General features: G+C 69.5%; 35 protein-coding genes, 1 tRNA gene and 1 pseudogene. 5 read left to right on the top strand and 32 right to left on the bottom strand.

Features of this window, described 5'->3' with window-relative positions; translation table 11 throughout:
* Nucleotide 1 precedes the first annotated feature (1 nt).
* Nucleotides 2-946, top strand: coding sequence for a C40 family peptidase (locus ACQCO7_RS39215; RefSeq protein WP_464076283.1), 945 nt, complete (start codon nt 2-4; stop codon nt 944-946).
* Between the two features lie 71 nt (nt 947-1,017).
* Here ACQCO7_RS39215 and ACQCO7_RS39210 read toward each other — a convergent pair whose 3' ends face one another.
* Nucleotides 1,018-1,926: an aminoglycoside phosphotransferase family protein gene (locus tag ACQCO7_RS39210; RefSeq protein WP_464076282.1), complete on the bottom strand. Its 909-nt coding sequence runs from the start codon at nt 1,924-1,926 to the stop codon at nt 1,018-1,020.
* A 230-nt stretch (nt 1,927-2,156) separates the two neighbouring features.
* On the opposite strand from ACQCO7_RS39210, the gene ACQCO7_RS39205 reads away from it, so the two are divergent.
* Nucleotides 2,157-2,387, top strand: coding sequence for an XF1762 family protein (locus ACQCO7_RS39205; RefSeq protein ID WP_464076281.1), 231 nt, complete (start codon nt 2,157-2,159; stop codon nt 2,385-2,387).
* A gap of 568 nt (nt 2,388-2,955) precedes the next feature.
* Here ACQCO7_RS39205 and ACQCO7_RS39200 read toward each other — a convergent pair.
* From ACQCO7_RS39200 to ACQCO7_RS39095, 22 genes are all read right to left on the bottom strand, one after another.
* The gene (locus tag ACQCO7_RS39200; protein ID WP_464076280.1) at nt 2,956-3,372 is read right to left on the bottom strand and encodes a DUF4262 domain-containing protein; all 417 of its coding nucleotides are present in this window, start codon (nt 3,370-3,372) and stop codon (nt 2,956-2,958) included.
* A 277-nt stretch (nt 3,373-3,649) separates the two neighbouring features.
* Nucleotides 3,650-3,940, bottom strand: a complete 291-nt coding sequence (locus tag ACQCO7_RS39195) for a hypothetical protein (RefSeq protein WP_464076279.1) — start codon at nt 3,938-3,940, stop codon at nt 3,650-3,652.
* A gap of 12 nt (nt 3,941-3,952) precedes the next feature.
* Nucleotides 3,953-4,210, bottom strand: coding sequence for a hypothetical protein (locus ACQCO7_RS39190; RefSeq protein WP_464076278.1), 258 nt, complete (start codon nt 4,208-4,210; stop codon nt 3,953-3,955).
* A 42-nt stretch (nt 4,211-4,252) separates the two neighbouring features.
* The gene (locus tag ACQCO7_RS39185; RefSeq protein ID WP_464076277.1) at nt 4,253-5,023 is read right to left on the bottom strand and encodes a hypothetical protein; all 771 of its coding nucleotides are present in this window, start codon (nt 5,021-5,023) and stop codon (nt 4,253-4,255) included.
* Between the two features lie 85 nt (nt 5,024-5,108).
* A complete protein-coding gene (locus tag ACQCO7_RS39180; protein WP_464076276.1) occupies nt 5,109-6,302 on the bottom strand; it encodes a DUF932 domain-containing protein in 1,194 nt (397 codons plus the stop codon).
* Nucleotides 6,292-6,513: a hypothetical protein gene (locus tag ACQCO7_RS39175; RefSeq protein ID WP_464076275.1), complete on the bottom strand. Its 222-nt coding sequence runs from the start codon at nt 6,511-6,513 to the stop codon at nt 6,292-6,294. The genes ACQCO7_RS39180 and ACQCO7_RS39175 overlap by 11 nt, the downstream gene beginning before the upstream one ends.
* A complete protein-coding gene (locus tag ACQCO7_RS39170; RefSeq protein ID WP_464076274.1) occupies nt 6,510-6,854 on the bottom strand; it encodes a hypothetical protein in 345 nt (114 codons plus the stop codon). Before ACQCO7_RS39170 ends, ACQCO7_RS39175 begins: the two co-directional genes overlap by 4 nt.
* On the bottom strand, nt 6,851-7,528 hold the full coding sequence (locus ACQCO7_RS39165; protein WP_464076273.1) for a hypothetical protein: 678 nt from the start codon (nt 7,526-7,528) through the stop codon (nt 6,851-6,853). Before ACQCO7_RS39165 ends, ACQCO7_RS39170 begins: the two co-directional genes overlap by 4 nt.
* Nucleotides 7,518-8,081 carry a hypothetical protein gene (locus ACQCO7_RS39160; protein WP_464076272.1) on the bottom strand — a complete coding sequence of 188 codons (564 nt, stop codon included), beginning with the start codon at nt 8,079-8,081 and terminating at the stop codon, nt 7,518-7,520. The genes ACQCO7_RS39165 and ACQCO7_RS39160 overlap by 11 nt, the downstream gene beginning before the upstream one ends.
* A 104-nt stretch (nt 8,082-8,185) precedes the next feature.
* Nucleotides 8,186-8,259, bottom strand: a tRNA-Ile gene (locus ACQCO7_RS39155).
* Nucleotides 8,260-8,294: 35 nt separating this feature from the next.
* The gene (locus ACQCO7_RS39150) at nt 8,295-9,014 is read right to left on the bottom strand and encodes a DUF7178 family protein (RefSeq protein WP_464076271.1); all 720 of its coding nucleotides are present in this window, start codon (nt 9,012-9,014) and stop codon (nt 8,295-8,297) included.
* Nucleotides 9,015-9,129: 115 nt separating this feature from the next.
* Entirely contained in the window at nt 9,130-9,552 is a 423-nt protein-coding gene (locus ACQCO7_RS39145) for a hypothetical protein (protein WP_464076270.1), read from the bottom strand.
* A gap of 2 nt (nt 9,553-9,554) precedes the next feature.
* Complete coding sequence (locus ACQCO7_RS39140; protein WP_464076269.1) at nt 9,555-9,809, bottom strand: hypothetical protein; 255 nt, start codon at nt 9,807-9,809, stop codon at nt 9,555-9,557.
* A gap of 351 nt (nt 9,810-10,160) precedes the next feature.
* Nucleotides 10,161-10,559, bottom strand: coding sequence for a hypothetical protein (locus ACQCO7_RS39135; RefSeq protein WP_464076268.1), 399 nt, complete (start codon nt 10,557-10,559; stop codon nt 10,161-10,163).
* A 2-nt stretch (nt 10,560-10,561) separates the two neighbouring features.
* Nucleotides 10,562-11,104, bottom strand: coding sequence for a DUF8033 domain-containing protein (locus tag ACQCO7_RS39130; protein ID WP_464076267.1), 543 nt, complete (start codon nt 11,102-11,104; stop codon nt 10,562-10,564).
* A 180-nt stretch (nt 11,105-11,284) separates the two neighbouring features.
* Nucleotides 11,285-11,653: a hypothetical protein gene (locus tag ACQCO7_RS39125; RefSeq protein ID WP_464076266.1), complete on the bottom strand. Its 369-nt coding sequence runs from the start codon at nt 11,651-11,653 to the stop codon at nt 11,285-11,287.
* Nucleotides 11,654-11,766: 113 nt separating this feature from the next.
* A complete protein-coding gene (locus ACQCO7_RS39120; RefSeq protein WP_464076265.1) occupies nt 11,767-12,225 on the bottom strand; it encodes a hypothetical protein in 459 nt (152 codons plus the stop codon).
* Between the two features lie 104 nt (nt 12,226-12,329).
* Nucleotides 12,330-12,734, bottom strand: coding sequence for a hypothetical protein (locus tag ACQCO7_RS39115; RefSeq protein WP_464076264.1), 405 nt, complete (start codon nt 12,732-12,734; stop codon nt 12,330-12,332).
* A gap of 250 nt (nt 12,735-12,984) precedes the next feature.
* Entirely contained in the window at nt 12,985-13,806 is an 822-nt protein-coding gene (locus ACQCO7_RS39110; protein ID WP_464076263.1) for a hypothetical protein, read from the bottom strand.
* A gap of 270 nt (nt 13,807-14,076) precedes the next feature.
* Nucleotides 14,077-14,808 (bottom strand): DUF1275 family protein, encoded by a 732-nt coding sequence (locus ACQCO7_RS39105; protein WP_464076262.1) that lies wholly within the window; start codon nt 14,806-14,808, stop codon nt 14,077-14,079.
* A complete protein-coding gene (locus tag ACQCO7_RS39100) occupies nt 14,805-14,927 on the bottom strand; it encodes a hypothetical protein (RefSeq protein ID WP_464076261.1) in 123 nt (40 codons plus the stop codon). Before ACQCO7_RS39100 ends, ACQCO7_RS39105 begins: the two co-directional genes overlap by 4 nt.
* 579 nt (nt 14,928-15,506) lie before the next feature.
* A complete protein-coding gene (locus ACQCO7_RS39095) occupies nt 15,507-15,749 on the bottom strand; it encodes a hypothetical protein (RefSeq protein ID WP_464076260.1) in 243 nt (80 codons plus the stop codon).
* A gap of 15 nt (nt 15,750-15,764) precedes the next feature.
* Here ACQCO7_RS39095 and ACQCO7_RS39090 point away from each other — a divergent pair.
* Nucleotides 15,765-16,304, top strand: a pseudogene (locus tag ACQCO7_RS39090) (transposase); the annotation flags it as partial.
* 269 nt (nt 16,305-16,573) lie between these two features.
* Here ACQCO7_RS39090 and ACQCO7_RS39085 read toward each other — a convergent pair.
* Together ACQCO7_RS39085 and ACQCO7_RS39080 are read right to left on the bottom strand one after the other, a co-directional pair.
* The gene (locus ACQCO7_RS39085) at nt 16,574-19,096 is read right to left on the bottom strand and encodes a hypothetical protein (protein ID WP_464076259.1); all 2,523 of its coding nucleotides are present in this window, start codon (nt 19,094-19,096) and stop codon (nt 16,574-16,576) included.
* 81 nt (nt 19,097-19,177) lie between these two features.
* On the bottom strand, nt 19,178-19,663 hold the full coding sequence (locus tag ACQCO7_RS39080) for a pilus assembly protein TadG-related protein (RefSeq protein WP_464076258.1): 486 nt from the start codon (nt 19,661-19,663) through the stop codon (nt 19,178-19,180).
* Between the two features lie 66 nt (nt 19,664-19,729).
* On the opposite strand from ACQCO7_RS39080, the gene ACQCO7_RS39075 reads away from it, so the two are divergent.
* Nucleotides 19,730-20,263, top strand: coding sequence for a DUF4262 domain-containing protein (locus ACQCO7_RS39075; protein WP_464076257.1), 534 nt, complete (start codon nt 19,730-19,732; stop codon nt 20,261-20,263).
* A gap of 27 nt (nt 20,264-20,290) precedes the next feature.
* Complete coding sequence (locus ACQCO7_RS39070) at nt 20,291-20,662, top strand: hypothetical protein (RefSeq protein ID WP_464076256.1); 372 nt, start codon at nt 20,291-20,293, stop codon at nt 20,660-20,662.
* Here the strand turns inward: ACQCO7_RS39070 and ACQCO7_RS39065 are convergent.
* Genes ACQCO7_RS39065 through ACQCO7_RS39035 form a run of 7 tightly spaced genes read right to left on the bottom strand, consistent with a single transcriptional unit; the run spans nt 20,635 to nt 25,637 of the window.
* Nucleotides 20,635-21,057: a TadE/TadG family type IV pilus assembly protein gene (locus tag ACQCO7_RS39065; protein ID WP_464076255.1), complete on the bottom strand. Its 423-nt coding sequence runs from the start codon at nt 21,055-21,057 to the stop codon at nt 20,635-20,637. The genes ACQCO7_RS39070 and ACQCO7_RS39065 overlap by 28 nt on opposite strands.
* Nucleotides 21,054-21,464 (bottom strand): TadE/TadG family type IV pilus assembly protein, encoded by a 411-nt coding sequence (locus ACQCO7_RS39060; protein ID WP_464076254.1) that lies wholly within the window; start codon nt 21,462-21,464, stop codon nt 21,054-21,056. Before ACQCO7_RS39060 ends, ACQCO7_RS39065 begins: the two co-directional genes overlap by 4 nt.
* 10 nt (nt 21,465-21,474) lie before the next feature.
* Entirely contained in the window at nt 21,475-21,663 is a 189-nt protein-coding gene (locus tag ACQCO7_RS39055) for a hypothetical protein (protein WP_464076253.1), read from the bottom strand.
* Nucleotides 21,664-21,680: 17 nt separating this feature from the next.
* On the bottom strand, nt 21,681-22,574 hold the full coding sequence (locus ACQCO7_RS39050) for a type II secretion system F family protein (RefSeq protein WP_464076252.1): 894 nt from the start codon (nt 22,572-22,574) through the stop codon (nt 21,681-21,683).
* Nucleotides 22,571-23,419 carry a type II secretion system F family protein gene (locus ACQCO7_RS39045; RefSeq protein WP_464076251.1) on the bottom strand — a complete coding sequence of 283 codons (849 nt, stop codon included), beginning with the start codon at nt 23,417-23,419 and terminating at the stop codon, nt 22,571-22,573. The genes ACQCO7_RS39050 and ACQCO7_RS39045 overlap by 4 nt, the downstream gene beginning before the upstream one ends.
* Nucleotides 23,416-24,846, bottom strand: coding sequence for a CpaF family protein (locus tag ACQCO7_RS39040; protein ID WP_464076250.1), 1,431 nt, complete (start codon nt 24,844-24,846; stop codon nt 23,416-23,418). The genes ACQCO7_RS39045 and ACQCO7_RS39040 overlap by 4 nt, the downstream gene beginning before the upstream one ends.
* Nucleotides 24,843-25,637 (bottom strand): hypothetical protein, encoded by a 795-nt coding sequence (locus ACQCO7_RS39035; RefSeq protein ID WP_464076249.1) that lies wholly within the window; start codon nt 25,635-25,637, stop codon nt 24,843-24,845. Before ACQCO7_RS39035 ends, ACQCO7_RS39040 begins: the two co-directional genes overlap by 4 nt.
* Nucleotides 25,638-25,643 lie beyond the last annotated feature (6 nt).

The raw sequence follows: 25,643 nt of genomic DNA, 5'->3' as shown, positions 1-25,643 counted from the left end.
GATGGGACGGCTCACCGCGATCGCGGCCGGACTGCTGATGACCGTCGCCGTCCTCGGCGCAGCCGGCGCCGGCGCCCTCCTCACCTCCGCCACCAGCACCACGACCCAGCCCAGCCGGGCCGCCCTCACCGACATACCGCCCGACTACCTCACCCTCTACATCGAGGCGTCCACCACCTGCCCCGGCCTGCCCTGGACGATCCTGGCCGCCATCGGCAAAACCGAGTCCGACCACGGCCGCTCGACCCTCCCCGGCGTCCGGAGCGGCGCCAACCACGCCGGCGCCCAAGGGCCCATGCAGTTCCTGCCGGCCACCTTCCGAAGTGTCACCGCCCGCCACCGGCTCCCGACGGGCGGTGCCACCCCGCCGTCGCCGTACGACGCCCACGACGCCGTGCACGCCGCCGCCGCGTACCTGTGCGACTCCGGCGCCCGAGGCGGCACGAACCTTCCCGGCGCCGTCCGGACCTACAACCACTCCGACACGTACGTCTCCCAGGTCCTCGCCCAGGCCCAGTCCTACACCGCGGGCCCGGAGTTCGGCGCGGACACCGCCCCCACGGCTGCCGCCCTCGAAGCGATCAACTACGCCCAGGGCCAGCTCGGTCTCCCCTACGAGTGGGGCGGCGACGGCCCTGGCGCGGGCGACGCGGGCTTCGACTGCTCGGGGCTGACGACCGCCGCGTACGCCGCCGCCGGCATCCCCCTGCCCCGCACTGCCCAGACCCAGTACGACCACGGCCCCCGCCTCCCCGCGAACGCCCAACTCCGCCCCGGAGACCTGGTCTTCTACGGCAACCCCCACAGCGGCATCCACCATGTCGGCCTCTACATCGGCGCCGGACAGATGATCGACGCGCCCCGCCCCCATGTTCCCATCCGCATCGAGCCCTACCGATATCCAGGGGACGACTACGCCGGAGCCACCCGGCCAGGGGCTTCCTGAGGAGTGGAGGTTCCGAATAGAGATGTCGCTTTCCAGGTGACTTTTCATCAACTTGTCGTTCGGACCAGCCGCTAATGAGCAGCGAGGATCTCATCCAGAACGAACGACGCATCCGCCGGGAGGCCATCGCCATCGCGAACCGCTCCGGCGCAGACGACCAGGGCCTTCCAGAGCGCCCAGCCTTGTCCACGCTCCCAGGTCGTCTCGTCTACCCCTAGCCGATCGCGGAACGCGGCCCGGCTCTTGCCGGTCAGCATCGTCCAGGCGATCGACAGATCGCAGGCCGGGTCTCCGACTCCGCAGGTGCCGAAGTCGATGACGGCCGCGAGCGCACCGTCCTTCACCAGAAGGTTTCCCGAGGCCATGTCTCCGTGGAACCAGGCCGGCCTACCGTCCCACGAGGCTCGCAACGCCCGTTCCCAGATCTCCTCGGCGGCCTCGGTCCGGATCAGGCCGTCCAACGTCTCCAGGGCTGCCCGGGCCCACCCGTCGTAGGTCGTCAGTGGTCCGCCTCGGAACCAATTGTGCAGCCCCGGGCCCGGTCCGCCTGTCGGGTCGATGCGCTGCAGGGACACAAGGAACTCCGCAAGGTCGACGGCGAACGTCTTCATGTCCTCGACGACGGCACGGGCCGCAGGCTCGCCACCAATCCACCGATAGACCGACCAGTTGTGCGGAAAGCACGCATCGGGCACGCCTCTGGCCAGCGGAACCGGGATCTCCGACGGCAACGCGGGTGCGAGCACCGGCAGCCACCGGTGCTCCTTCTCAACCGCCAGCGCGTACTCCTCGGCAGTCGGTAGCCGCACCAGCATCTCGTCACCGAGGCGAAAAGTGCAGTTGTCCCAACCCTGCGCATAGACCGGCCGGACCTCAAGGTCGGACCACTGCGGGAACTGCGCGGCGATCAACGTGCCCGCCACCGCGGCGTCGACTGGTTTCCGGTCCGGGAACGGCAAAACCTCGGGCGTCTCGTTCATCGGAGGCGACCGTACGACGCCCCATCGGATCACCACAAGCGATTTCCGATCGCCCCGAACCTGATCCGGGAACTGTCTGTCCCCCAGTCCAAGCAGCACGAAGCGGCCTGAGGAAACCGACAGATCTGTCAGACGAATCCTCGACAAGAAGCCTGGACAGCACCCCAAAACACCAGACCACTTGCCCACCAGCCGACAAATTAAATCGGAACCTGCAACGAGCGTGGTACATGTCCGACAAGCAGGAGCGGTTGACGATCGTCCCTCTCACGTTCCGCGAAGCGTGCAACATCGTCGACCTGCTCCATCGCCACCACCGAAGACCGCAGGGGCACAGGTTCAGCATCGGCGTCCAACGGCCCGACGGCACCCTCTGCGGGGTCGCCATCGTCGGCCGTCCCGTCAGCCGCGTCCTCGACGACCGCCTCACCATCGAGGTGACCCGCGTAGCCACGGACTGAACCCCCAACGCGTGCAGCGCCCGGCCGTGAGGAGCCAGGCGCCGAACGCGTGGGCCGGGTCCTGTGGGAACAGTGCACCAACGGTGCGCCGGAACTGCCGACACTGGAAGACCTTCGCAATCCCATGTGACCGGAGTACCGCAGTGGAGCAACTGGTATGTGCGACCGCCCGGTTGTCGGCAGCGGACCCCGCCCCCGGCCTTCGCCCGACTTGCGCCGAGCGAGCACACGGGCCAACACTGCTGGAGTGCGGAGGAGGTCGAAGCGAGCCGTGAACTGGCGCGTGATGACGAGGCGGTGGCGGCGCAGGTGACCACCGATTTCCTGCCGCACAGGGGCGCCAGTTTCAGCGGGACCGGGAACTCAACGTCCAGGAGCCGGCGGTAGAAGCCGTCGCCCGCGCCGACGTTGAGAAGCCCGGAGCCGTTCTGTACCGCCCGTCGTGCTGGTGATGACACCGCTCTCCTGGACTGCGCGGACCAGGAGAGAGAAGTCCTCCGCACCGGCGAGTTCCAGGTGTCCCGTTGCACTGGCGTGAGACGTCTTCGTCTTGGCCTGTCCGCATGGTTCATAGAAGAGGCTGAGCCTCTGTCACCGGGTGGTCGTTCTCGTCGTCGGGAAAGACGTGTTCTCTGTCGGGCCACAGCACCTGCCAGATGGAGGGGATGTAGCCGTACAGGGCCTGGATGATGGCGAGCCGATGTGGTCGACTGGCCCGGCGCAGGCGGAGCTTGTAGCCGTCGGGGAGTACTCCGGCGATCTCCAGTCCTTCGGCGGGGGCGGTGTCGTCGGTGGTGAGGATGTCGGCGACGGTGGTGAGCAGCACGCCGGACGGGCGGTCGTTCAGTCCCGAGACCGCGAGTTCGTAGTCTCGGTCGGGGTGGGTGTGCAGTCCGATGGTGTAGGCGAAGGGTCGGGTGCCGGCGTCCGGGGAGGCGTAGACGTACTGCACGGCCAGTCCTTCGCGGGCGATGATTTTCTCCACACGGCGGAGGTACGGGTCGGAGTGGGGCATGGTTCTTCGCGTTTTCGTGGGGGGCTTGTCGCTGCCTGGTTGTCCGGGTGGGTCGGTGGGGTGGGGTCCCCTCCCGGATGGTTTCCGGGAGAGGACCGCTCCGCCCCCTGGTGTGCAGGGGGCGGAGTCCGGTGGCGTGGAATGCAGACCAAGGCGCCACCGGAGCCTGCTCGGGCGCAGTGTCGGGCGGCGAGTGACCGTACAGAGGTATTCGCCCTGTGGGGCCGGCCGCCGGTACGGTCCCGGATCAGCGGTCTCCCGTATCCGTCTCGGGAGGTTCGAGCCGGGCCAGGGGGAGGCCGAGGTCGTGGAGGAGTTCCGTCATCAGGTTGCGGACGGCGGTGTCGTACGACGCGTCGGCGTCATTGTTGACCGGCTGGCCGCAGGTCCGGCAGGCGAGTTCGATCTCCTCGCAGGCGAGGCCCTCGATCTCGGCCGTGGGTTCTCCTTGCGCGGTGGGGCCGGGGCCGATGGAGAGGTAGGCGGTTGTCGAGGCGACGAAGTCGGTGCCTTCGCAGCCCGGTGTGGTGCACCGCATGGCCGGGTTTTCTCAGCGATCGGCCGGTCCGGAGGCCGGCCGTGGGCGGGTGTCGTGCCAGGTCCCGCCGTCGGTGTCGGGCGGGGTGAGCGGTGCGCCGTCGAATACGAGGGTGCGGCGGAAGCCGTGCGGGGTGCCGGTCACCTCGTGCAGATGGTCGCGGGCTCGTATCTCGGCGTCGTCGCGGGTGTCGCCCTCGGCGACCACGTACTGGGGACCGTCGAGGTCCTGGTGTGCGGGCTGGTCGAGGACGAAGGTGTAGGTCGGCATGGGGGAACTCCTTGTCGGGAGAGGGATGTTGGTCTGTGGGGGTCACCGCAGACCGGTGGTCCTGAGGACGTGTTGCGCCAGTTCCATGGCGGTAGCGGGGTCGTCCCAGCCCGGGTCTTGTGTGGCCACGTGGAGGGCCTGGTCGACGAGTTGTCCGTCCAGGCCGGTGGGGGTGAGGCGGGCGCAGAGCCCGGAGGGGTAGGCGAGGTGGAAGATCCAGCCGTCCCGGGTGAGGCGGGCTCCGTCGCGCTGGGCGTCGCTCGCGCTGGTCATCAGGGCGCGGGCGGTGTCGGGGGTGGCTGTGCGGTGCCAGGTGGTGCCGCTCAGGGAGAGGTCCACGTGGTAGGTGACGGGTACGGTGGCCAGGGCCTGGGGTTCGGCGGGTTCTCCGGGGAGCGTCGCCTGAGGTACGCCGCCCCAGGTCACGGGGTAGGCACAGCCGTGGCGGTGCATCACCGTGGCGCCGTCGGACCGGTGTTCCCCTACGCCGGTCGCTCCGATCAGAAGCGCCTCGGCTTCCGCGGGTTCGACATGCCGGGGCCCGGCGTCGGTGGTGAAGGGGAAGACGAAGGCGAAGCTGTCGGTGCCGTCGTCCGGGTCCAACCAGGTGATCTTGTTGCCCTCGATCCGGGACAGGCGCTTGGACGGCCACTCGGTGCGTCCGATGCCCAGTGCGCCTTCAGGGGTGTACCGGATGACGTTCGAGCCGGCGGACCAGACGACGCACGGGCCCGAGAGGTGCGGGTATCGATAGTTGATGCACTGGAACGCCGGGCATCGCCCGGCGCGGCGCTTGAATTCGGTCAGGGTCATGTCGTTCCTCCGCTGTTCCGGAACGGGAAGAGCGGCCCGTCGATCGGCGGGCCGCTGAGTCGGCTTGGTACGGCGGTGTCCCGTGTCACCGCGTACGCAGCAGGAGTTGGCGGTGGGCCTGGGACTTCAGGTCGTCGGCGCCTCCTTCCAGTGCCCTTTGGGCGCGGGCGAGTTCGTCTCCGAGGTTGCGGGGAACGACGCGCAGGTCGTGGTCGAGATAGTCGGTGACGGTGCGTTCGGCCGTGTACGCGGTGCGGCCCAGCCGGCGAGCGCGGTCACGAAACATGCCGTCCAAGTGGTCGTGCCTGGCCCGGGCGGATGCCTTGACGGCGTCGGTGGCGTCCTCGTCGACGGTCCACAGGCTGTCGATCAGTTCGTGGAACTCGTCGATCAGCAGGTCCGTGCGCACGAGGCGGTTCTCCTCGGCCTCGAACGTCTTCGCGTAGGCGAGGGTCAGGCCCAGGGTGCGGCGGGCTTCGTCCAGGGTGGTCAGGCCGCTCTTCGTGTGACGGATGCCCCAGCGGTGGACGGCGTCGCGGCTGGCGAAGCGTTCGGTGTTGCCGCACGCGATGCGCCACGGGGTGACGACCGACTCGGCCGCCGACGTCCCGTCGTGGGAGTTGATCGCGGCGAGGTAGAGGACGATCTCGTCGTCGAGGCCGCCTCGGTCGATCACGATCGAGTGGGGCATGCGCATGGTCACGAAGACCTTGCGTCCGCCGCGCAGTGCTCCGGCCGACTCCCAGACCGCGTCGTGCTCCTCCACCAGGTCCTGGAGAAAGCGGAAGATGTGCGCGTTCTGGAAGACCTCGTAGCGGTCGCCCACCGTGCCCAGGGCAGTGCCGGTGTCCGAGCGGACCGTGACGTGCCGGCCCGTGGCGGCGTGGATGCCGTCGTCCCATTCGAACAGGGCGGGTTTCTTGGCGACGTCCCAGTCGATGCGGGCCAGTTTCAGCACCTCGTCGACGTCGGTGATCCCGCCCGGGATCACGGCGCCCAGGCCGTGCCAGGCCGGGGTGGTGGTGTAGAGGGCGGCGGCACCGGTGGTGGTGTCCAGGCCGTGCCGGGCGAGGATCTCCTCGGCCTCGCCCTGCGCCCCGCGTCGTACGGTGAAGACCTCGCCCGCGTCCCGGCCGGTGAGGACCCGGTAGCGGTCGGCGCCGAGCGGCTCGACCTCGCCCCGGTCGATACGGTCCTGGAAAGCGCGGGCCTGTGCTCGCGCGTCCTCGATCTGCCCGGCTTTCTCCTGGGCGAAGGCGGTGTTGACGTCATGTGTCATCGTTCGGCTCCTTCGTATCGGGTTCGCTGAAGATCTGTGTGAGGAGGAATGCGGCGAGGTCCACTTGGGCGGCCCTCGGCAGGCGGACGAACACGGTCCACCGGACGTGGGGGCCGGGCTCGTCGATCATCGAGTCGAGCCAGACGTCGCCGTTCGTGTCGTCGGATCCGTATGCGTGCAGGTGGCCGAGCCAGAAATCCTCGTCGGTCATGGCCTCGGCTCCCTGCGCATCTCCCGCAGCACTTCGATCACGCGGGCTCTGCTGTGTTCCTCGACGGCGGCCTCTGCCTGGATACGGCGGGCCGCCTCGTCGAGCAGGTCGGTCTTGATCACGGGCACGGAGATACCGGCCTCCGCGCCGAAGGCGATCGGCGCGACGACGAACGGCTCGACCTTGCGGCCGTGCACCTTCATGAAGAACGTGACCGCCCAGCCGATGTGGTCGTCGCAGACTTCCAGGACCGTCCACAGACGGTCGGTCCGCAGGGCGTGGGTGGGGGTCATTGTGCAGTCGCTCTCCCAGCACTCGACGTCGTCGGTGTTGTCGGTCATGAATCGTTTCCTCTTCTTTCCGCATAGGGGTGGCGCCGGAAGCGGTGCCGGTCGCTGTAGTGGCCGTCGTGGGTGAGCCAGTAGGTGTTGCGGCCCACTTCGAACCGCACGGGGCCGTCCGCGCCGGTCACCCGCTCGTACGCCTCGTCGAGGCTCAGTCCCTGACGGGTCGGGGGCGGACCGTCTTCGGACGCGGTGCGGCGGAGGTAGCCCAGCAGTTGCCGCTTCGCCAGGGCGGCGGGCAGGAGGTACGTGCTGCCGCCGAGCGCGTTCACCAACCTGCCGGCCCCCGTCCGCTCCCAGCCCGCCGCCATGTCGGCCACACCGTTCAGGGGGACCTTGCCGACGAGGTACCGGTCGACGGTGTCCCACGTGCTCCGTTCGAAAATGACGTCCCCGACCAGGGCTGCGCGCCCCATCTCGATGTAACGGGCAACGGCATCACGCATATTGCGGACGCCGGACCTGTTGGGCGAGATGAAGGAGTGGGAATACCACCATTCTCCGTTCTCACCGAATCCGTCGGACATGCTCTTGCCCGTGTACATCCGGCCGGCGATCCAGCGGTCGCCGTCGACACCGAGGAAGACACCCTCGAATACGCCGGAGCGTACTTTTGCTCGCGCGTGGTGGATGACCGTCCACGGCATCATCTTGTTCTGGTCAATGGTCATGGTTCCTCCGTCGAGTTTGTCCTTTCTGGGATTCCTGACGCTCGCGGAAATCGGTCAGGGTGAGCGGCCGGGAGTGGCCGCCGGTCCGGTCGTGCTGGGTCGCCACGTCTCCGAGGTCGGCGCGCAGTTCCTGTTCCCCGCGTTCGGCCTGCGCGTAGCGTTCGGGGAAGACGTCCAGGACGTGGGTCCAGGGTTTGTGTCCGCCGCGTACGCACATCGAGCCGCAGCCGTTGTGGGCGAAACCCCATGCGTACAGCCGGGGCGGCTCAAGGCCAGCCGCCCGGGCCGCGTCCAGCATCGGTTCCTTCGTCACGTGGGGTGGATCGCGCATCGGGAAGGACACCGTCCACGGCGCACGGCGTTCCTCGGACCAGTCGATGCCGATGTGCAGCACGGAGTCCGCAAGGTCGGCGTGGGCTTCCAGCCACGTCCGGCAGGGGCGTTGCTTGAGGAAGCGTCGCTGCCGGAACACCTCGAAGGGGGTACGGCCGTCGGCGACGCGGGTCCTCGACGAGGGTGTCGGCGAACAGCAGGACGAGGCCGCGGGTTCCATGGTGTGCGGCGATGCGGTGAGCGGCGGCCCAGCTGTCTATCCCGCCGGAGAACTGGACTACGTGGAGGGTCATTGCGGGTTCCAGCGGGGTAGAGCAAAGGAGGTGGTTGCGGCGGGGCTCGAACCCGCGACCTCACGGCTTATAAGACCGGCGCTCTACCGACTGAGCTACACAACCGGGACGGGCAGGACCTGATGTGACCGCCCGGAATATCACGCTGAATGGTGGACCCGGCCCCCCTCACGGTGCTTTCTGTGTCTCACTCCAATACGGCACCCAAAAGTCCTCGATTGCCGATCGGCTCCAAGTTTTTCCGACGGATCGGTGACGTCGCGGGGCGGCCGGGTGCCGGTGCCCGCGATGCGTTCGGTGTGGACGACCCACGTGACGGCCTGCACGGTGCTGGGCAACTCGCCCAGCCGCAGGGCCGCTTCGCGGTAGCAGTGGGCCAGCAGCGCGTACCGGCGGGCGGCGCCCAGGCCCCGGTCGCGTCGTCCGTAGAGTTCGCCGACGGCGATGTCGTGGGCGTGGCGGTCGATCACCACCGCGTCCGGGTCGCACGGGTCGGCGATGCACCTGAAGAACATCCCGGTCTTCCGAGACGTCGGAAGAACCTCCTCGGGGTCATCGCCCGCCATGATCCGGTTCACCTTGGCCAACACGTTCCGGGTATGACCGGTGGGCACCCCTGTTTCGTACGCCCGGTGGGCGAGGCGCCGGTTCTGCGGCCAGGACTTGTTCGCCGACAGGGCCGCGATCACGCCGGCTCCGGCGCGCGGCCGGCCGTCGGTGATCGACGCCGCGAGGCTGTGGGCGGTGCGATACCACGTACGCCCGCGCCTCAGTTGGTCCGGGGTGGCGGCACTCCACGTGGTGATGATGTTGCGGACGTATCGTTCGCGCGTCTCGTCGGACACATCGATGTCGATCATGGTGTGCCTCCTTCCGGCGAGCAGACAAAACCCGGCCGGTGACGACCGGCCGGGCGGGAAAATGCGCCGGCCTCCGGAAATCCCCGGAGGCCGGTACAGGGGCGGTGACGTTCCGTCAGAGCATGGCTGCGACGTCCGGGTACACCTCGTCCTCGAACACGACGCGTTCGGGCTCCAGTTCCGTGGCGCACGTGTCCGGGCCGGTGATCCGGCGGTAGGTGATCGTCCCGGCCGGATGCCCGGGCGCGGAGGGCGTACGCCACTTCTCGATCACGACGCGTTCGCCCCGGCGGTCGTCCTCGACGTACGCGGTGATGCGCAGGGCGCGTCCTCGGTGGTCCGTGGTCTCGCGCGCGGTGATGCCGGTGGAGACCGGGGTGAGGTAGGCCCTGTTCTCGGTGGACTCCCGCCCGGTGGACTCCCACTCGACCGTCACGAGAGGGTAGGCGTAGAACGACCTCACGATCGCCCGAGCCGGAGTGGGACTGTCGACGTGGCGGACGCGCCGACCGATCCTGATGTCGTACCGCTCGCTCATGATCATGTCTGCTCGGAGCGCCGGACTTTGAGCCACTTCCCCTTGGACAGCGGGCTCTCGCTCACATCGGTGGTGTCGCCGTCGTCGCGCTGGATCTGGTTCTTCCACAGTTCTTCGTGGTCGGCGAGGTATTCCGTCAGGGCGTCCGGGTCGTCGGCCACCGAGACGGGCACCCTCACGACGGCCTCGCATTCGTACGCAAGCTCTTCGACCATCTTCAAGACGGCCGTGATCTCGATCATCTTCTCCGTGTTCATGCGATCGTCCCTCTTCTTCAGGTCGGGGGAAGGACCGGGGAAACCGCCGCCGGACCCGGCAGCGCCCCTCGGCGGGCCCCGCATCTCCCCGGCGGACGGAGACCGGGAAGGCGCGGGGAGTTCGGGTAGTCGGCCGGGAGTTCGCACCGGCCGGTGGTGCCAGGAGCGTCCAGTGGTCGTCCGCCGGCAAGCCCCGTGCAGGGGCAGACCGGGGGTGCCACCACCCGAGCATCGCTTCAGGTGACGGTGGCACCCCCGGCGGACCCGTACCCCCTCTGGGGTGGGGAGTTGAGGGGGCACGGGCATCGGGTACGGCGGACGCGTCCGCCGTACGAGTGAAAGGAGTTTGTTTCAGCTCCGGTCGAGCGCGTGGAAGACGTCCGCGCGCTCCTGCGGGGACCAGTCCCCGGTCAGCCGCACGCTGGTTTCCGTGACCCGGTTGTCGCCCTCGTAAGGGTCGTCGTACCGGCCGGACAACCAGACGTGTTCGGGAACGGCCGTACCCACCGGGTAGAACGACGGCTCGGTCGCCCCGGTCGGGAGGATCGCGTTGACAGCCCAGGCGATCACGTCGCCCTCCCATGTCTCCGCATCGTACTCGTCGTACACGGCGCGGCTGGTGGACGGGCGCTCGATCGTGCGCCAGTCGCCGTCCATCCACTCCCCGCCGCAGCTTTCCCCTTCGGGGGTGACGTCCGGCGGGGTGCGGTAGCTGACCACATGGCGGGTGATCTCGATCGTGTACGTCATGGTCACGCCGCCTGGTCCACGCCGGACGCGGGGCCGGTGTCGTACGACGTCGCCCAGCCCTGGCGGACGCTGTAGCTCTCGCTGTACTCCAGGCGCACCGGCGCGAAGTCCCGCCGGACGAACAGCCCCGGCAGAACGTGCAGCGTGGGGGCAGCGTCGCACCTCGGCCATTCCCAGCTGCCCGGGGCCTGAGTCGGCGCGAACGCCGGTTCGTCCGGGGTGTCCTGCGGGAAGCTGTCCGGCTCCGAGCCCAGCGCGTACAGCAGCGCTTGATGGTGATTGGTGGTGATCGAGTAACGCACCTGCGGTACGACGACCGTACCGTCGTCCAGCACCCATGCGATCGGGGTGCTGTAGCTGAGGACCTGGTAGGCGATGCGTCCGGCGTCGGCGTCCGACCGGTACAGGTCGGCCCACCACTGCGGTAACCGCCCGACGCAGTAGGACCGTTGGTCCGTGGCGCTCAACGCGCCGTGGGTGGTGAACGGCTGACGGGCCGCCAACGCCCGTCGCACCGCCCACGATTGCGTGGCAAGCTTGGACATAGTCCGGTTCCTCTCCGAAGAAACGGGACGGTGAGGGCCCTCAAGGCGCCGTGCGCCTGGCAGGCACGGGCGCGGCGGGGCGGCATCCCCGTGGCGTCTTATCGGGGCCCTCATTCATGGGGTGGGGCCGTCGTCGGCTCCCGTGCGGGCAGGCGCCGCCAATTGGCGCCCGCTCCGCTTCTACAGGGTGATCTCTGTGCCGGTCGCCAGGTCGAAGATCGCCAATTGGCGCCGGTGTAACCCGGCTGCGGTCGCGGCCCGCCGGTCAGGGATGATCTCGACCGGGTCGATGTAGATCACGCCGTCGTGCAGCCAGCCGCCCAGGCCGTTCACGTCGCCGTAGGCGCCGGTGACGTCCCGGACGAGGTCGGCGAACGCGTCGAACGACGCGGTCGCGGGAAGCGTGTGCGGCGCCGGGGTGGTACTGACCGCGTAGCCCCGGGTGGGCACGTACGTACTGCCGTCCGGGCGGGTCATGATCGTGAACCCGCCGTTCAGAAACAGGTCGTCGTACAGCTGGGCCAGTGCGGTCGTCGTGGGAACGGACATGTCCGCTCCTCTCCTCACGGGGTTCCCGCCCGGCATGGCGGGGGCCGTACGGGACTGCACGGCCAGAAGGGCGCGCGTCCCGGCATGGACGCGCGCCCCTCATGGCCTGACAGTCACTCCCCGGCGTGCACGCCCAGCATGGTCAGCACGGGCGCCCATTCGGCGTTGCCGTACTCGTGGACCATCCACGCGATGACCGCCGCTGTGAACGCACTCACGCACGTCGCTCCCGTGTGCTGCACGACGTGCAGGAGGCGCGCCCGGTCGGCGTACCAGGGGAGGTTGGTCTTCACGGAGCAGCCGAACAGCCGGGGGTGGAACTCCCGGTGGACGCGGCCGATCCGGGGGTGCGAGCGGCTCGCGTGCACGCGGTGACCGTCCGTCGGATGCTCGCTGAGCTTCTCGAACCGCCACGCCTGCCCTTCGCTCGGGCCGGACGCCAGGTGGATCGTGGCGCCCGGTTCGACGACAGAGGCAGTCGCGTCGTGGATGAGCTGCATGACCTTCTCCTCGATCATGTGCCTGTTGCGGACGGGCGACGGCATCCCCTTGACGGGGGACGCCGCACCCATGCCACGCGGCAGACGCGCTCACCGGTATGCATAGAACCCGACGAGTTGTCCGAGCGGGAAGAACAGCGCGCACCAGCCGATCAGGTGCCACGTCCGGGGGGACATCACGCCAGTCCGAACTGAAGATCGGCGCTCAGATCCCGGCCCGTACGCGCCGCCCAGCGGCGCATCCCGTCCGCCCGGTGCGGGTGGAAGGGTGCCCACTGGGTCGGCTCCACGCGCAGGAACTCCCGTGCTTCGTGTTCCTCGATCGAGATGATCATCCGGAGGAGTTCCGCGTACAGGTCCTCGTCGGTGCAGTCCTTGACGACCAACGGGAATTCCGCGTACGTGGTGATCTCCTCCGCGTAGCCCGACAGGGCTTGGTCCCGGTTGCTGTTGCGCGCCGGGTACTCGATCCGGACCGTGATCGCATCCTCGAAACGGCCTGTGTGATCACTGGCGACAAACACCCAACCGGGTTTGTAGATCACGTCAGAGATCAACTTGATCGCACTTTTTGTTTCCATGATCCTTCTCCAATGGGTCAGGACATGGGGACTCCGGCATGAGCACCCCGGTCAGCGCGCGTACAAGACGCGCGTTCAGGTGGAACTCAGCCAGTGAAAGACCGCTAAAGCGCGATGAACTCTCACCTAAATACGGGATCCGGGAACCCTCGATTGCCGACGATATTGGATTTTCTTGAAGATTTTTCACGCCTTGCGTCGGTGACCCCCGGCCACTCGGGCTCGGGGGTCACCGGGATGGTTTTCGCGTTCACTCCGATTCCTGCCGCCTCGTGCTGCGGTAGACCATTTCATCCCGCACGGCGTCAAGGGCTGCCGACAGGGATCGCAATTCCCTGACTCCCTCTTTCCGTACGCGCTTTAGCAAGGACGATGACTCGGGGGCGCCACCATAGATTTCCTGGGCAACCTTGCCCAGCACACCAGCACGACCAAGGTTGTCCGCGTCAGCGGCGTGCCGTAGGGCCGAACGGAGCAGCGGAAATTCACTCCCGTCGCCCCACGCCAGCCGGAAGATCTCCGCACTGTTGCCCGCCAGATACGGGGTTACCGCGAGCACGGAAAGCCTGTCGGACTGCGGGGCGCCGCGCGTGATCCGCTTCTGTGAGGTTCCGCCGTTCTCCCCTGGCTTGCCGTCCAGCCGGTAGCCGTTCCCGGCGGCGGCATCCCGCACCGCCCAGTACTGGATCTTCTTCCGCGTGACGATGATCGTTTCACCGTCCCGGCGGACGTACTGCCACGCGCACGGTTCGCGGGTCGCCACCCATACTGCCGCCACCTCGTACTTCTCTACGATCTCCCTGAGCCGCTTCGCGAAGATCAAGACCGCGTCCTGCGTCACGTCGTCGCTCACGTCATCGGTGCCATAGAGGGCACGGGCGCTCCGTGCGACGGTCGCACTGCCGTCCATGCGCTTGCGGGAACGGGTCGCGTCGACCGCGCGGCAGTAGCGGCGCGCGATGCTCCGTAATTCGGCGAAGTCTTCCTCTGTCACGTGTTTGAGATCTTCCGCCGTGACCGGATCGCTCTTCCCGATCGCCGCATTCTCGGTTCCTGTAGCCTGATTTCCCATGACCCTCTCCGATCATCTGGGGCACTCGCCATTTCGAATGGTTCCGGTAATTCAATTGTCTCGCCATTCCAGCGCAATGCAACCTGAATTGGACAGCCATCCCATATTGCCTAGAGAAATCCAGAACACCCCGAATGGCGACCGTTCACCATTCCCGCAACCCACCGAAAGGCCGAATCGCCAATCCGGAACAGGAAAGTCGGCCGCACGCAGAAAGAAAGAAGAGAGGGCGAATGGGGGGAATGGAGGACATAGGGATCAGAAAGTAATTCATTCCATGCAAAAAATGCCGCTTGCCTGCAACGCACCCTGCCGTCCCATCATGCGTCTACTCAGGGACCCCTTCTGGGTACTTAGTTGCGCAGGGTATCGGCAGGACTTAAACACCTTCCGACCTGCAGTAAAGCCAACCCCGGGGGGCTTCCTGTCTAATGAGTACTGAGATAAGAATCGAGATAGGAACCGAGAAAGGAAGCCGCATCGGAACACCCGAGCGCGATCACATCTCCTAAAAGGCTGACCTTCCGAGTGTGCGAGTTCCCCTGCCCCCTCCAGGGCAAGGCAGTAGAAATGTATTCGCGCACGGAATGGTTCCGGGTTATCGGCTTGTCCGAGACGAGGATCCGGCCGCTTCGCCTGCTCCTCGTTGCCCCGCCCAGAGGCCGAGAGAACGGCCAACTTCTTGAGCACGCTCATCGGCGCGAAAATGACGAAAGATTTCCAGGGGCGAGACGGTACGGGGGCCAGTCGTGCCTCCGCGTCCAACGCAGGCCCGGTGTCGGACGCAATACCCGTGATGGTCAGCGTGAGCACGGTCGTCGTGAGGTCCAGGACAGCCAGCGCGCGGATGGTCTCGCTCTGCCCGCCCGCGGCGAGAGCGAGCAGCACGATCAGGAGGTATCTCGCAGGGTCGCCGTACGGCGTGCCGATGTTCTCGGCGCCGACGACGTAGACCCTGAGGACCAGGCCGACCCCCTCCGACGCCGGTGCGAGCCGGATCACTGCGGCACCACCAGCGCCAGCAACGCGGCCGACGGCTCCCCGCACTTCCAGACAGCTACGGCACCGTCACCGAACTCACGCAGCACGCCGAGCTGACCGTACACATCGGCTGCCGCCACTCATCCCAGACCGCCCACCAGGAGCTGGACGACCCGCGCCGCTGGGCCCGCATGGTCTCCCCCGGTGACGGCGAGGCGTGGCTGCAGCGCAACGACGCCGGGAAGAACCTCGCCCGGTCGACGGCCGGCTTCGAGGACTTCGCCGTACCCCCTCCCGAATTGTCACCGCACGCTCGCGACGAACTGGAGGCGGCGGCCCCGGCTTCTGCTGGCCGGCAACCGCCTGGACCATGCTCAAGTGGTGGGTCCGTAACAAGCGTGGGCGCACACCTCACCGGCGAACAGGATGTCGAGAGCACCATCGTCGGTGCGGCGGCCTCGCGGTCCTGTCCGCCGACTGCTTCTGCTACGCCGACGGGGACATCGCCGCTGCGCTCTGGAAGTTCCGCCCCGCCCGGAGTCCGATCGCCCGTTCCGACGGTTTCCCGGCCGGGAGCGGCGGCGTAGGGCAGGCCCACGCGATCGCCAAGGCCGCGCAGCAGCGCACCGCCCGGCGCGGGCCGCGCGGCGACTTCGCCCATGTGCCGCACCTCGGTTGCGTGGCCGTCCTCGGCAGCACTTCTGATTCCGGTACGTGCCTCACGGACGGGCGTGCAGGGCTGCGGCACGACAGCGCTCGAACTCTGCGGCCAGGTACTGGTAGGCACCTGGCCGGACGCTGCCGTCAGGGTGTTTCTTCGCGTAGAAGCCGATGCGGGCGACTCCCGCCAGGGGCACGAGCGTCTTGGGATCGCGCTTTCCGCCCGGTGAGAGGCCACCCCGAAGGAGGCGTTCTATGACGGCACGGAGCGCGGCCTCGCTCTGTGTCTGGTCGGCTTCCACGACGGACTCCGCCTGATGGAGCCACCGCGTACGGCGGACGGAATCGAGTTGGTCAGGGTTCTGGCCCAGCGGATCCCGCAGGAATTCGTCGAGGTCAAGGCCACTGCGCACATCGGCGCGGAGCGCGGCGAGCACACCGAGACGCGCACGACCTGGCGCAACGGGCACCGCGAGAAGCTGCTGACCACGCAGGCCGGGGACCTGCACCTGGCGATCCCCGAAGTTCGCACCGTCAGCTTCTTCGCGTCGCTGCTGGAGCGCCGGCGCCGCATCGGCCAAGCGCTCTACACGGTCCTCATGGAGGCATACGTGCACGGCGTGTCCACTCGCAGCGTGGACGCCCCGGGCGGGGACACCTGGACTGCCAAGAACGAGGTCTCCCGGATCTGCGGCGCCCTCCACACGGAGCTGACCGTCTTCCGTGCCCCGGACCACACCCGCTTCCCCTGCATCCATCTGGACTCGCCTTACTGCAAGGCCCGGGTCAACCACCAGACCGTCTACCGGGCCGTCGTGATCGCCACTGGGGGTACCCCCGGCCGGAGGCTCCCCGGCAACAGGCAGGACTGCGTCGACGACGGCCGGCTTTGGGCCGGTGTTCTCGGTGTGGATGACCCCACCCAGGTCGGTCAGGCATCCCTCAGCGCTGCCCCGGTACGTTCCGGTGAGCAGTCCGCCCCCGCGCGGGGGCCGCAGGGTGGCGCCGAGGGTCTCAGCCATCAGCAGCGGCCCACGATCTCGGTACCGGCCAGGACAGCCATGCCGGAGGAGCCGGTGACAACCACAGCAGGCATGTACAGAACGCACAGCACCCTCCGGACGCCTCAGTCCGTCGGTCGTCTGCCGGTGGTCTGTCGGGTGTGCTGCGACTGCTGGAGGGCCTCGCAGAGTTCCTGGGTTTCCTGGCTGGGTTCCTCGTCGATCTCGCCGAGGACGGTGGTGAGCAGCGCAAGGGTGCGGGGGATGGCGTCGTGTTGGCCGAGGTGGGCCTGGAAGCGGGCGATGTCGCGGTAGACGGCCTCGTTGTAACGGTCGAAGACGCGGGCGCGTTCAAGGAGGGTGAGAGCTTCTTCGGGGTCGGTAGTGCGCAGGATGCGGACCAAGCTGCTGACGGTGTCGAGGAAGGCTCGGTGCAGGGCTTCGCGGGGTGCTTCGGTCCAGTCGGCGCTCAGGTCGGCGGCGAAGGCGCCGGTGTAGAGGTCGATGGTGTGTTCCAGGGCGGGGCGGCGCTCGGGTTCGGGGAGGTGGTGGGTGGTGTCGAGGGCGTGTTGGAGGTGCCAGAGGTCGACGTCGGTCTGGTCGGGGTCGAGGGTGTAGTAGCTGTCGGTGCAGGTGGTGATGTCGGTGATGGTGTTGTGGGTGGCGGTGCGCAGGGTGCGGCGCAGTTGGCTGACGGTGGCGTGGAAGGTGTTGTAGGGGCGGTCGGGTGGGGCGTCGGGCCAGAGGGTGGCGGTGAGGGTGTCGCGGTGGGTGCCGTCGGGGTGGAGGGCGAGGTAGGCGAGGACTTCGCGTTGGCGGCGGGTGAGGGTGGGGGTGAGGTCGGTGGGTTCGCTGTTGTCGGGTGGGTGGAGGAGAAGGCGGGTGCGGCCGAGGACGGTCAGACGCAGAGGTGGTGGAGGGTCTGCCGTGTCCTGGGCGTCTTCGGCTTCGGGGGGTTGGGGGCTCTCCCGCGGTGTCGCACGAGGTGGCGGGCCGGGGGTGTTCCTCCGTGGTGGTTCCCGCCGGGGGCCGGGGGCTTCGGTGGCGGTGTCGCGTCGGCGTGTTCGGAGCGGGACGACCTGCGGGTTGTGGGTGCGGGGTTGTGCTTGGTGGAAAAGGCGGAGGAGGTCGTGGGTGTCTGTGGCGGGGAGGGTGAAGAGGCGGGTGCCGGTGAGGGCGGCGAGGGCGGTGCTGGTGGCGGCGATGGTTCCGTCGGGGTGGAGGTGGGCGGTGCCGCCGGGGGGCCAGGGGCCGAGGAGGATGCCGGCGAGGTGGAGGGTGGACCCGTTGTCGAGGATGGCTTGGAGACGGTGTTCGGCGTGGGAGGCGGGGGTGGCGATGAGGATCAGGTCGTGGTCGGAGATGGTGTGGGTGCGGGTGAGGAGTTCGGCTTCCATGAGGTCGAGGGCCGCATCCAGGGTGGCGGTGATGTGGAGGGTGGCGGGGTGGTCGGTGAGATCGCCGAGGAGGGGTTCGATGTCGGGGGCGGGGATGATGAATTCGGTGGCGGGTTCGGCGAGTGCGGCGACGAGGAGGGCGCGGGCGGCGTCGGGGGCTCCGGGTCCGATGAGGCCGATGCCTCGGGTGCGGGCCAGGTCCAGGACGCGGGCCTGTCCCTCGTTGACGCCGATGACGCGGCCGTCCGCTGGTGGTGGGGCGGGGCTGTCAGCCGCGTCCTCGGCCGGGTCGGGCTGGGTTGTCGTGTCGTGGGCGATGCGCAGGGCGCGGACGACGGGGGCGAGGGTGAGGTCGGAGCGGTCGCCGCTGCCGGGGCGGTAGTGGATGCGCTGGCGGAGCCGGGCGGTGACCAGGGCGGCGGTGACCAGGGCGGCGAGGCCGATGCCGACGTAGGCGCCGGTGGGCAGGCTGATGCCGGGCTCGGCATGAGGGGTTCGGCGCGGCGCGGGGTCCGGGACAGGAGAGGTGGGTGAAGGGGCGGGTGTGGTGGGGGTGTTGGAGTGGGGCGGCTTCCTGGGCGGGGAAGTCGGTGCGGGGCGGACCTGGTGGTCTTCTGGGAGGCGGAGGATCCAGCCGGGGCGGATCAGGTCGGGGTGGGTGAGGGTGTGGCCGTCGGGTTGGGGGCGGCCGTGGTTGAGGGCGTAGATCTGGGGCCAGCGGTTGCCGTCGCCGAGGGTGCGTTCCGCGATGTGCCAGAGGCTGTCGTAGATGCCGTCGTGGGGTGGCCGGACTTCTACCGTCCCCGCCGTACGCCGCTCTCCCGCCGTCTGCGCGACAACTCCCCAGGAGACGTCAGCATGCTTGGCCTGTAGGGATGTTGATACGACGGTCGCTGCTGGAGCCTCTGCGACGGCGGGGCGTGCGAGGACCGTCACGAGGATCGCGCTGACCAGGGCGGCGGCGAGGGTGTCGAGGGGGCCGGTGTGGGACAGGGCGGGCCGGGGCAGGACGCGGAGTTCGTCCAGGACGGCTCGGGCGATGTCGAGGACGAAGGCCGCCCAGGACACCCAGAGCAGGCACGCCAGGGCGTTCAGCAAAAAGGTGCTGCTCATCGGGGTGAGCAGCACCGTCTCGATCTCCGGCCGGGTGGGGACCGTACGCGGCAGCGGCCGGCCGATGTAGTGGATCAGTCCCCAGGGGATGCCGGCTGCCAGGGCCGTGAGCATCCCGGTGGCGAGCAGGCCGCGCACCAGAACGGCACCGTGTTGTCCTCGCCGGTGTGCAGGTCGGAGTCGTGCGGGGTTTCGGTGCGTGGTCATGGGTGGGCCTTGTCAGGGGTCGGGGGTGGTGATGCCGCGGACGGGGTGGGCGGTGCCGGTGGCGGTCACGGTGAGGGTGTCCAGGCCGAGGAAGCGCAGGAGTTGGGTGGGCTGGTGGGCGGTGACGGTCACGGTGACCGTCGTGGTGGTGGCCGTGACGGTGCCGGTGTCGTCGGTGGTGGCGAGGTAGGTCCGGGCGAGGGCGCGGGCCTGGGCGGGGTCGAGGCGTACGGTGCCGTCGGCGCGGTAGGCGGTGAGGTCGAGGGCCTGGGCGCCGGCGCGGGCGGCTTCCTGTGCCTCGCCGAGCGCGCGGGTCTTCGCGGCGAGGGCGAGGCCGCCGTCGAGGAGGAGGCCGGCGAACATGACGACCGCGGCAGCGAGGATGACGACGAACGGGGTGACCTGGCCGTCGTCTCCGGTACGGCGGCGTCGCGTGGCGGGTCCGGGTGGGGGTGTCTCGCGAGCCGGCGTCAACTGCCGTACGGCCGTGGGTTTCACATGTACCGGCGAACGGCTCCCCCGGGCTGTCGAGGTCCTGCGAGCGCACCGCGTAACCTCGGCATCGTGCCCACCGATCGCCCCGCCTGCCACTGCGTCGTCTGCGACGACGTCACCGGCCTGGACCCCCGTACCCGGTCGACCGTCGACACCATCCGCCGGCACGGCTTCCAGGTCACGATGGCCCCCGCCGACGAGCACGGGCCGGGCTGGGCCTACACAATCGGTCTGTGGCACGGCCATCGCATCCCCGAGCTGGCGATGTTCGGCCTGGACGTCCGCCTGATGCACACGATCCTCGACGACCTCGGCCGGCGAGCCGTCGACGGGCAGACGGTGACGGCCGGCCAGGAGCGGCACGACGTCACGAACGTCCCGGTGGTTCTCAAGACTGTCGACCACCGCTGGTACGAGGCGTTCTTCGGCACCGCGATCGGCTACTACCGCACAACGCGGTTCCCGTTCCTCCAAGTGGTCTGGCCCGACCGTGACGGCGTCTTCCCCTGGCAGCCCGGCGGCGAACAACTCCTGGACCTCCAGCCCCAGTTGTCGCTGCGCCCCGAGGAACACCCGACGGGGGTCTGGACGCAGGATCTGTGAGCACCCGGCGTCCGGGACAATGACCTCATGACGCGCTGGTTCCGCAGCTGCTGGGCCGAGGAAGGCATCTGCTTCTACTTCGAGGTCGCCGCCGACGGCTGGGTCACCCGCCAGGTCGAACTCCAGGGGCCGCTCCAGAAGCCCGTCGCCGCGGCATCCTCGGCCGAGCGGGAGGCCGCCCGGGAGGCCGGAACGCTCGCGGAGTACGAGGCGACGTTCGGTGTCACGGCCAAGTCGCCGGTCGACGAGTGGGACGGGTACGAGGCGCAGGCCCTCAGCGCCGGGGAGTTCGAGGCCGTCTGGGTGACCGCGCGGACGGCCTGCCTCACGCAAGTTCGCGTCCGAGCCGAGCACGGAACTCCGGACCTCACTCATCGTGTGCCCCCCTCTGAGCGGTAGGTGTCGACGGGTGCGGTGAAGTCGGCGGTCAGGGTGGTGGTGCCGGGGACCTGGAGGAGGGCCAGGTCGTGGAGGTCGACAGTGCAGGTGACGGCGACGGTGAGGGCGGAACCGTTGGTGAGGGTGCCGTGGACGGTGACGGACAGGTTCCGGCAGGTGACACCCGCGTCGCGCAGCACGGTGGCGGCGGTGGTGCGGGCTTCGGCGGCGGCCGTGGACGGGGTGTGTGCGAGGGTGGCGGCGCGGGCGGCCTGGTGGGCGGCGCTCTCGATGCGCAGGCGGGTGTCGGTGAGGCGTCCGCAGTAGACCAGGAACCACAGCATCAAAAGCAACACCGGTGCCAGCAGGACAAGTTCGACCGTCGCCGAGCCGCGCGTTCCGCACCCTCGTCTCATGGCGCCGCCTGGACGGGGCGGAAGCGTTCGACCGGCCCGGAGGCGTGGGTGGCGACAGGCAGGTGGAGGAAGGGGACGACGCTGGTGGCGGTGGCGGTGATGCGTGCGTCGGCGTGGTCGGCCGTACGGGTCACGGTGATCCGTACGTCGCGCAGGGAGCCGGTGCCGAGCTGGCCCAGGACGTGGCGGGCTTGGGCCCGGCCGGATTCGGTGGTGCCGTCCTGGACGCGGGTGGCCGCCAGTGCCTGAGCGGCGGTGGTCTGGGCGATGTGGACGGCGTGCCACCAGACGGTGGCCTGCGCGAGCAGCAGGACCAGGGTCAGCAGCAACGGCATGACGATCACCAGTTCCGTGGTGACCGCTCCCCCATCACCGCGGAAGCGTCTGGACAACTGAGCAACGGGCATCGCGGCGGGCCTACTTGAGGACGACGTTCTTGGCCGCCGCGACGATCTCCGGGCGGAAGATCCCCAGGACCGTGAGGGCGAGGGTGGCGAGTCCGGCGATCCAGATGACGTACTCGGTCGTCACGCCGCGGTCGTCACCGTGAGCGAGGCGGTGCAGCAACGCCCTCGCCCGGGACAGGGACCGGTTCAGCAGGGACATCCTCAACTTCCTTACTGTCACAGGGCGTTGGTGATCTGGATGAGGGCGGGGTAGAAGACGAAGACGATGAAGCCGAAGGCCATCAACACGGCGGGTACAGCCATGCGTTCGGTGGCGGCGTTGGCCTGTCCCTCGGCGTCGGTGGCGCCGCGCTGGCGCATCGAGCCCGCCTTCGCCGCGAGAGAGGCCCGGACTCTGGCGCCTTCGGTGCCGGCGAGGGACAAGGACGCGGCGAGTTCGGTCAGCTCGGTGATGTGGAGCTGTTCGCCGAGATGGGCGAGAGCGGTCCAGGGGGTGGTGCGGGTGAGGCGGGCGGTGGTCAGGGTGCGCTGGAGGTGGCGGAAGGAGCGACCGTGGCCGACGCGGGCGGCGTCGGTGAGGGCGCCCTCGATACCGGCACCTCCGGCCAGGAGGACGTGGGTGAGGCTGACGTAGGCGCCCAAGGCGTGGCGGAAGGCGGTGCGGCGGCGTTCGGCCTCGGCCTTCACCGTGAGGTCGGGGAGGCAGAACCCGGTGGTTGCTGCGGTGAGGGCGGCGGCCAGGGGGACGGGCCAGGACAGCGGGCGGCCGGTCAGGGCCGCGAGGGTGGCGACGGTGGCGGGGAGCAGGAGGCCGGTGAGGGCGAGGGCGGCTTTCTCCGCGAGGTGGGTGTGGTGGGAGCGTTCGGTGACGGCCAGGTCCTGGACCGTCGTAGGGCCGGGGAGTCCGGCGGCGCGCAGGAGGCCGACGAAGGGGCTGCCGAGGCGGGCCGCCCAGCCGCCGGTGTCGGTGGGAGGGGGCGTGGGGAGGGTGGGGGTGGCGTTGAGGCGGGCGGTCAGGTCGGCCAGGGGTGGGCGGGGTGGGACCAGCCAGGCCGTCAACGCCCACAGGCCCAGCCCGGTTCCGGCGCCCAGCAGGGCCAGCGCGATCATCCGCTCGCCTCCTCAGTGCGGGTGGTGGCGAAGAAGCGTTCCGGTTCCTCGATGCGGGCGATGCGGCGCAGCCAGGTGAAGGCGACCGCGAACAGGCCGCCGATCGCCAGCAGGACGACCTGTCCGGCCGGGGTGTCGTAGGGGGTGAGGAAGGCGGGGTTGAGGAGGATCAGCCCGGCGACGAACGTGAACGTGGTGACCACGACGACGCGTTGCGTCGTACGGATGCGGGCGCGGCCCGCCTCGACACGGTGACGTATCTCCACCTGCGCACGGGCCGTGGCCGCCAACTCCCCCAGCAAAGGCGACAGTTGGCGGGTCTGGTGCTGCGCGGACAGGACCAGCGCGGCGATCACCAGGTCGGCGGTCGGGTCCTGAAGGTCGTCGGCAAGTCGGTGCAGGGCCGCGATGAGGGGTTCACCCTGCTCCAGGCGGGCCGCCATCGCCGTCACCTGGGGCCGGATCGCGTCGGGTGCAGCAGGGGCGGTGGCCTGGATGGTCTGCTCCAGACCGGCTGCGGCGGCGAGGGTGTCGCGCAGCATCTCCGTCCACCCCGCGATCCCCTCGATCCGGGCCGTGCGCTCGCGCGACGCCGTACCGGAACCGAGCAGGTGCGGGAGGCTCCAGGAGGCCGTCCCGGCGAGCAGACCGCCCGCGATCCAGCCGGTCACCACCCACGCCAGCACCCCCGCCCCGACCGCCGCCACCGCCCACCGACCGGCGTACGGACGCCGCGCGCGCCGACGTCGGGACAGGGTGGCGGCCGGGGAGCGCCACGCGTGGAGGACCATGAGAAGGCCGCAGCCGACCCCCGAACCCAGGAGTCCCAGGAGTGGCGCGGTCATGCCCGCCGCCAGGCGGGTGGGTCGGTGTGGGCGGGGTCGAAGCCGACCGCGACGAGGTCCTCCAGCGTCTCGGTGCGCAGCGGGACGCCGGGGATCGCGCGCAGGTCGGGGCCGGGGCGGAAGACCTCGTTGGAGACGATCTGCCGGTCGTCGGCGTCGACGATCTCGCGGACGGAGGAGACGACGCGTTTGCCGGGCAGGCCGCGCGGCCGGTCGAGGTGGACGACGAAGTCGACGCTGGAGGCGACCAGGAGGTTGGTGGCCTCCAGGGAGAGGCGCTCGGGGCCCTGGACGGCGTAGGCGGCGAGTTTCGTGAACGCGCCCCGGCTGCTGGAGGTGTGGAGCGTTCCCATGCTGCCGTCGTTGCCCTGGGACATGGCGTTGCACATCGGGATCACCTCCGGGCCGCGGACCTCGCCGACGATCACCCGGTCCGGGGACATCCGCAGCGCCCAGCGCACCAGGTCCGCCGCGCTCACCTCGCCCCGGCCCTCGATGTTCGCCTCGCGGGCCTGCATCGCCACGACGTCCGGATGCGCCTGTTCGTCGGTGTCGAGGCCGAGTTCGAAGACGTCCTCGACCGTCACCAGCCGCTCCCATGCCGGGATCTCCGCGGCGAGGGCGCGCAGCATCGTCGTCTTCCCGATGCCCGTGCCGCCGGTGACGAGGATGTTCTTGCGCGCGTGGACCAGGGCGGCGAGGAAGGATTCCAGGCCGGGGTCGAAGGTGCCGCTGTGGCGCAGCTGAGCGAGGGTGGCGTGCTGGAAGCGGTGCCGGCGGATCGACAGCGACGGCCGCCGGGTGAGCGCCATCACCGCGAACGCCCTCTCCCCACCTGGGAGTTGGAAGCTGACGCCGGGGCTGGCGCGGTCGAAGCGGCGTTCCTCGATCCCGGAGCGCGCCGCCAGACTGCGGATCAGATCGACGAGTTCGGTGTCGGAGGCGACGACCGGCGGGAGGCGGTCGCGGCGGCCGTCGTCGTAGCGGACGAAGACCCGGTCACCGGTGACGTTGATGTTCTCGATCCGCGGATCCTTCAGCAGCGGCTCCAGGCCGGCCGCGCCGAACACCTCGTTCAGGACAGCCGTGATGACGGCCTGCTCGATGTCCGCCGCCAGCGCCTCCCGCCCGCCGGCCAGGAGTGTGCGGGTGTATTCCTCGGCGGCGTCGCCGAGGATCTTCCCGGCCAGCACCATGCGGTCGGTGTCCGGGACGGGCGGGCGGCCGGCCTCCTCGTCGGCGCGCAGACGCTGTGTCAGCTGTTCGGCGAGGCGGGTGCGCAGGTGGAGGCGGAGGGCTTCGGCCGGAGGCACGGTCTGCATGCGGCGCTCGCCGAGACCGGGGGACATGGCCGGACGGGGTCCGTCCGTCGGGGGCATGATGCCGCCGACGGGCAGAACGCGGTAGGTCTTGCGTGGTTCGGTCATCGGGATACCTCGCTCCACGACGTTCTCGGATCGGTGCGGTGCTCGGCCGGCTGGATGCGCAGGGCCGTGGTGTCTTCCTGCGGTGGGGCGGCGGCCAAGGAGGCGATGTGGTCGGCGAGTTGTGCCAGGGTGCGGCCGAGGGGTGAGCGGGAGGGCGCGCTACGGCGGCCCGGGCGTCCGCCCAGAACTGCGGCGCCCTTCGGGTCGTACGGCAGACGGGCCGTCACCGCGATGTCGAGTTCCCGGGCCACCTCGGCCGTGGGATATCCGTCTCCGACCAGGACGAAGTACGGGTGCCGGGTGCCCCGCGCCACCGCGGGCCAGCCGGTCGCGACATGCGCGAGGGCGTCATCGCAGGCACGGGAGAGCAGGATCAGGGCCTCGGCGCCCTCGGTCACCTGCCACGCCGGGGAGCCGGGGTCGAGGCGTCCGCAGTCGGCGACCACGACCGTGCCAGGACGGGCCGCCGCCCACCGCAGCACCTCGAACCCCTTCCGCGTGAGCTGGGCCAGGGACGTGCGGGTCTGCTCCGCGCCCACCGGAGCGGCCACCACCGGCAGGCCACCGGGGAGACGCTGCGTGTGCTGCCACACCAGCCCCGGACCCGCGCGATGGCGGGCAGCCGCCGCCAACGACACCAGCCCCGGGTCCACTTCCAGACGGAACCGGCCCAGGAGATCACCTCCGGCCGGGTCACATTCGACGACCACTGGGTGACCGCCCGACGGCCATCCCGCCGCCAGCCCCACCGCCGCCGTCGTCACCCCCGGAGAGCCTTTGAGACTGCCCACCGCCAC

The organism is Streptomyces saintjeani (assembly GCF_055409605.1).
Note: the sequence above shows the minus strand (reverse complement) of the source record. Positions and strands in the feature narration are given on the sequence as shown.

Excerpts from the sequence above, each read along its gene's own strand:
- ACQCO7_RS39215 (WP_464076283.1), top strand. The coding sequence starts at position 2 with ATGGGACGGCTCACCGCGATCGCGGCCGGACTGCTGATGACCGTCGCC.
- ACQCO7_RS39210 (WP_464076282.1), bottom strand. The coding sequence starts at position 1,926 with ATGAACGAGACGCCCGAGGTTTTGCCGTTCCCGGACCGGAAACCAGTC.
- ACQCO7_RS39205 (WP_464076281.1), top strand. The coding sequence starts at position 2,157 with ATGTCCGACAAGCAGGAGCGGTTGACGATCGTCCCTCTCACGTTCCGC.
- ACQCO7_RS39195 (WP_464076279.1), bottom strand. The coding sequence starts at position 3,940 with ATGCGGTGCACCACACCGGGCTGCGAAGGCACCGACTTCGTCGCCTCG.
- ACQCO7_RS39190 (WP_464076278.1), bottom strand. The coding sequence starts at position 4,210 with ATGCCGACCTACACCTTCGTCCTCGACCAGCCCGCACACCAGGACCTC.
- ACQCO7_RS39185 (WP_464076277.1), bottom strand. The coding sequence starts at position 5,023 with ATGACCCTGACCGAATTCAAGCGCCGCGCCGGGCGATGCCCGGCGTTC.
- ACQCO7_RS39180 (WP_464076276.1), bottom strand. The coding sequence starts at position 6,302 with ATGACACATGACGTCAACACCGCCTTCGCCCAGGAGAAAGCCGGGCAG.
- ACQCO7_RS39175 (WP_464076275.1), bottom strand. The coding sequence starts at position 6,513 with ATGACCGACGAGGATTTCTGGCTCGGCCACCTGCACGCATACGGATCC.
- ACQCO7_RS39170 (WP_464076274.1), bottom strand. The coding sequence starts at position 6,854 with ATGACCGACAACACCGACGACGTCGAGTGCTGGGAGAGCGACTGCACA.
- ACQCO7_RS39165 (WP_464076273.1), bottom strand. The coding sequence starts at position 7,528 with ATGACCATTGACCAGAACAAGATGATGCCGTGGACGGTCATCCACCAC.
- ACQCO7_RS39160 (WP_464076272.1), bottom strand. The coding sequence starts at position 8,081 with ATGGAACCCGCGGCCTCGTCCTGCTGTTCGCCGACACCCTCGTCGAGG.
- ACQCO7_RS39150 (WP_464076271.1), bottom strand. The coding sequence starts at position 9,014 with ATGATCGACATCGATGTGTCCGACGAGACGCGCGAACGATACGTCCGC.
- ACQCO7_RS39145 (WP_464076270.1), bottom strand. The coding sequence starts at position 9,552 with ATGAGCGAGCGGTACGACATCAGGATCGGTCGGCGCGTCCGCCACGTC.
- ACQCO7_RS39140 (WP_464076269.1), bottom strand. The coding sequence starts at position 9,809 with ATGAACACGGAGAAGATGATCGAGATCACGGCCGTCTTGAAGATGGTC.
- ACQCO7_RS39135 (WP_464076268.1), bottom strand. The coding sequence starts at position 10,559 with ATGACGTACACGATCGAGATCACCCGCCATGTGGTCAGCTACCGCACC.
- ACQCO7_RS39130 (WP_464076267.1), bottom strand. The coding sequence starts at position 11,104 with ATGTCCAAGCTTGCCACGCAATCGTGGGCGGTGCGACGGGCGTTGGCG.
- ACQCO7_RS39125 (WP_464076266.1), bottom strand. The coding sequence starts at position 11,653 with ATGTCCGTTCCCACGACGACCGCACTGGCCCAGCTGTACGACGACCTG.
- ACQCO7_RS39120 (WP_464076265.1), bottom strand. The coding sequence starts at position 12,225 with ATGGGTGCGGCGTCCCCCGTCAAGGGGATGCCGTCGCCCGTCCGCAAC.
- ACQCO7_RS39115 (WP_464076264.1), bottom strand. The coding sequence starts at position 12,734 with ATGGAAACAAAAAGTGCGATCAAGTTGATCTCTGACGTGATCTACAAA.
- ACQCO7_RS39110 (WP_464076263.1), bottom strand. The coding sequence starts at position 13,806 with ATGGGAAATCAGGCTACAGGAACCGAGAATGCGGCGATCGGGAAGAGC.
- ACQCO7_RS39070 (WP_464076256.1), top strand. The coding sequence starts at position 20,291 with ATGACGCGCTGGTTCCGCAGCTGCTGGGCCGAGGAAGGCATCTGCTTC.
- ACQCO7_RS39065 (WP_464076255.1), bottom strand. The coding sequence starts at position 21,057 with ATGAGACGAGGGTGCGGAACGCGCGGCTCGGCGACGGTCGAACTTGTC.
- ACQCO7_RS39060 (WP_464076254.1), bottom strand. The coding sequence starts at position 21,464 with ATGCCCGTTGCTCAGTTGTCCAGACGCTTCCGCGGTGATGGGGGAGCG.
- ACQCO7_RS39055 (WP_464076253.1), bottom strand. The coding sequence starts at position 21,663 with ATGTCCCTGCTGAACCGGTCCCTGTCCCGGGCGAGGGCGTTGCTGCAC.
- ACQCO7_RS39050 (WP_464076252.1), bottom strand. The coding sequence starts at position 22,574 with ATGATCGCGCTGGCCCTGCTGGGCGCCGGAACCGGGCTGGGCCTGTGG.
- ACQCO7_RS39045 (WP_464076251.1), bottom strand. The coding sequence starts at position 23,419 with ATGACCGCGCCACTCCTGGGACTCCTGGGTTCGGGGGTCGGCTGCGGC.
- ACQCO7_RS39040 (WP_464076250.1), bottom strand. The coding sequence starts at position 24,846 with ATGACCGAACCACGCAAGACCTACCGCGTTCTGCCCGTCGGCGGCATC.